Below are 3,585 nucleotides of genomic sequence, written 5' to 3'. Positions count from 1 at the left end.
CGGACCACGTCGGCCACCGCGACCACCCCTGCGGGCTGGCCGTCCACCGCCACGTACATGGCGGTCTTGCCCTCGGCGGCCAGCCGGGACACCCGTTCTTCCAGTTGGCCCACCTCGACGCCTTCCCGGTCCATGAGCCTCCGGTTGCCGATGAGCACCGTGCGCCCCTTAACCTGGGCCACCACACCGTGCCCGGGGACAGAATCGAAGGCGTCGGGGGGTTGCACGCCCACGCCACGCTCCTCGGCCGCCCGCACGATGGCCTCGGCCAGGGGGTGCTGCGAGGGCTGGTCGGCGGAGGCGGCGAGGGCCAGCAGCTCTTCGGGGGTGAAGGGGGCGATGGGCTCGAGGTCGGTCACCGCGGGCTTGCCCTCGGTGAGGGTGCCGGTCTTGTCGAAGACCACCGTGTCGATGGCGGCGGTGGCCTCGAGCGCGGTCGCGTTCTTGAACAGCACGCCCTCCCGGGCCGCCACCCCCACCCCCACGGTGATCGCGGTCGGCGTCGCCAGGGCCAGCGCGTCGGGGCAGGCGATCACCACCGCCGAGACCGCCACGGTGAGGGCGAAGACCAGCCCCTGCGCCCCCAGGAAGTACCAGAAGAGGAAGGTGAGCACGCCCGAGCCCAGCGCGATGAACACCAGGTACTTCCCGGCCAGGTCGGCCAGGCGCTGCGCCGGGGCCTTGGAGGCCTGGGCGTTGCGCACCATCTGCACGATGCGCGAGAGCGCGGTGTCGGCGCCCACCGCCGTGGCCTTGAAGGTGAAGGCCCCGGTCTGGTTCACCGTCCCCCCGACCACCTTCGCGCCGGGGGTCTTGGCGGCGGGGATCGGCTCGCCGGTGATCATGCTCTCATCCACGTAGCTCTGCCCCGAGATCACCACCCCGTCCACCGGCACCCGGTCGCCGGGCCTGACCACGACCTCGTCGCCCACCACCACCTGCTCGAGCGCCACCTCCACCTCCTGCCCGTTCCGCCGGACCCGGGCCGTCGCGGGGGCCAGCTTGAGCAGGGCCTCTACCGCCCGCCCGGTGGCGAAGCGCGCGCGCATCTCGAGCCAGTGCCCCGCCAGGCTGAAGGTGGTGAGCATGGCCGCCGCTTCGAAGAACACCTCGCCCTCGAAGAGGAAGGTAGCCCCCAGCGAGTAGGTGTAGGACACCAAGATGCCCGTGGCGATGAGGGTCATCATGTTGGCCTCGCCCCGCAGCAAAGCCCGCCAGGCCGCACTGATGAAGGGCCAGCCCCCCCACCACACCACCGGGGTCGCCAGCAGGAAGCCCCACAGCCCCATCGAAAGGCCGAAGGGCGGCATGTCGGGGAAGCCCAGCGCCCCGCCGATGGGCGAGAAGATCACGACGGGGATGGTTAGGGCCAGCGAGATCAGGAAGCGCCGCAGCATGTCGTTCACCATCGCGGCCCCGTGCCCGGCGTGCTCGTCGTGCCCCTCGTGGCCCGCGTGCTCCTGGTGCCGCACGGCGGCGTGGTCGTGGGCTGGGGCCGGGGCCGGACGGGCGGCGTGGCCGTGGTGGGCGTGGTCGTGGCCCTCCGAGCCCACGCTGGGGTGCCCGGGCTGGGCCTCGGAGGGGGCGCAGTCGGCGCAGTCGCAGGCGTAGCCCCTTTGCTCGATCTCGGCCTCGAGCCGCTGGGCGCTCGTCACCGCGGGGTCGTAGGCGAGGTGGGCGACGCCCCGGGTGCGGTCGAGGTGGACCTGCTGAACGCCTTCCAGCCGGGCGAACTGCCGCTCGAGGTCGGCGTACTCCGAGCCGTCGTGGCAATTCCTGAGGGCGACCTCGAGGACTGCCGTGGTTGGATGTGCCCTGTGTTCCATCGTGACCCTCCGGATGGCAGCCAGTTTAGGCGCCGTCGTACCCCTCCCCAGGTGGGGGGGAGTGTGAACTCAGGATAGTTTGAATCAGGTAAAAGGTCAATCCCCTCCGAACTTTTCCGCGAATAAAGAGGCAGGGACGAGGGTCAGGGCTTCCGCAGTAAGTAGCTCTTCTCTACGCGCATAAGAAGGCCACAAAAAGACCAGCCGTCGCGTTGGTCCAGTCCTGCACGGCAGCGACCTCCGTGTCGTCGGGCCGCTTGCAATGGGGGTAGGCCCCGTACTCCACGTACATGCTGAAGCGCTCGGCCACGGCCTAATCCCGAACCTCGAGCACCCCCATCATGCCGCGATCCTCGTGCTCGACGATATGGCAGTGGTAGACAGTGACCCCGCTGAAGTTGCGCAGGGGCACCGCGATCCGCACAACCTCGTTTTTGCGCAGGTTTACGGTATCCTTCCAGGCCCGGTAGGGCGCTGGCTTGCCGCCCCGCGAGAGCACCTGGAAGGGGTAGGTGTGCAGGTGGAAGGGGTGGTCCATGTCGGTCTTGTTGACGAGCTCCCAGACCTCGAGCGTCCCCAGCTTGGCCCGGACGTCCACCCGGCCGGGGTCAAACATCCGGTCGTTGATGAAGAACTCGGCCTGCATCATGCGCTCGCCCAGTACCAGGCGGCGGGTGGCGGCGGCCCTGGCGGGCTCGAGCCGTTCGACGGGGGCCAGCGAGGCGGGCAGGGGCAGGGGCTTGGGGCTGGCCGGGGCCACGACGGTGAGCAGGGTCTCGAGGCGGGTGGCTCCCATGCCCATCATGGAGCCCATCATCCCCGTGTCGCCCATGCCCCCCATGCCGCCGTGGTCCATCATCCCCATCCCTTGGCCCATCCCCTGGCCCATCCCCGGGTCACCCCTACTGCCACCAGGCATCATCATCGCGCCACGGTTGTAGGGGAGGGCCTGCAGCCGATAGCTGCCGGGCCGGATCAGGCGCACGAGCACCTCGGCCCGCTCGCCGGGGGCCAGCAGGAGTTCGGAGATCTCGACGGGCTTCTCGAGGAAGCCGCCGTCGGTGGCGATGAGGTACAGGGGATGGTTTTCCAGCGCCAGCCGGTAGTAGCGGGCGTTGCTGGCGTTCAAGAGCCGCAGGCGCAGGGTGGCCTTCTGGGCACGCAGGGTCGGGCGCACGGTGGCGTTGACGGTGAGCAGGTTGCCCTCCCGGCCGTTCATCCAGTCCATGTGGGTCCAGGCCGGGACCCGGTCGCCGGAGAACAGCCAGTCTTTGAGCACCAGGAGGTGTTCCTCGGCCTCCTTCAACTCGGGCAGGGCATCGAGCGGCCCTTCCACCACCAGCAGGCCCGCCAGCCCCGCGTAGAGCTGTGGGGCTACCCGGCCGTGGACGTGGGGGTGGTACCAGTAAGTCCCCGCTGAGCCCTTGGGGACGGTGAACTCGTACAGGCGGCTCTCGCCGGGCTGGACCAGGGCCAGCGGGTCGTCCACGCTGGGGAGCACGTGCAAGCCGTGCAGGTGCAGGTTGGTGGCCTCGGGGAGGTTGTTGGTGAAGTTGAGCCGCACCGTCTCGCCCTCGCGCAGGCGCAGGGTAGGGCCGGGGAAGCCACCGTAGGTCAGCAGTTGGACGGGTTTGCCGCCCATAGTGAGATTGCTTTGTCGAGCAGCAATCTGCGCCTCGACCACGCCCTCGGCCCGGCGCACCTCGAGCGTGCGGGGCTGGGGAAAGGGGCTTTGGGCAAAGGCGGGGAGCCTCGAGAG

General features: G+C 69.7%; 3 protein-coding genes. All 3 read right to left on the bottom strand.

What is annotated here, in order from left to right; translation table 11 throughout:
• A partial coding sequence (locus Mhypo_RS17390; RefSeq protein ID WP_119342488.1) for a heavy metal translocating P-type ATPase occupies nt 1-1,826 on the bottom strand: 1,826 nt, incomplete at its 3' end.
• A gap of 172 nt (nt 1,827-1,998) precedes the next feature.
• Complete coding sequence (locus Mhypo_RS18680) at nt 1,999-2,136, bottom strand: hypothetical protein (RefSeq protein WP_240637352.1); 138 nt, start codon at nt 2,134-2,136, stop codon at nt 1,999-2,001.
• 3 nt (nt 2,137-2,139) lie between these two features.
• A partial coding sequence (locus Mhypo_RS17380; protein WP_147371376.1) for a multicopper oxidase family protein occupies nt 2,140-3,585 on the bottom strand: 1,446 nt, incomplete at its 5' end.

Origin of the sequence: Meiothermus hypogaeus (assembly GCF_003574035.1) — a bacterium.
Lineage (GTDB): Bacteria > Deinococcota > Deinococci > Deinococcales > Thermaceae > Meiothermus > Meiothermus hypogaeus.
Note: the sequence above shows the minus strand (reverse complement) of the source record. Positions and strands in the feature narration are given on the sequence as shown.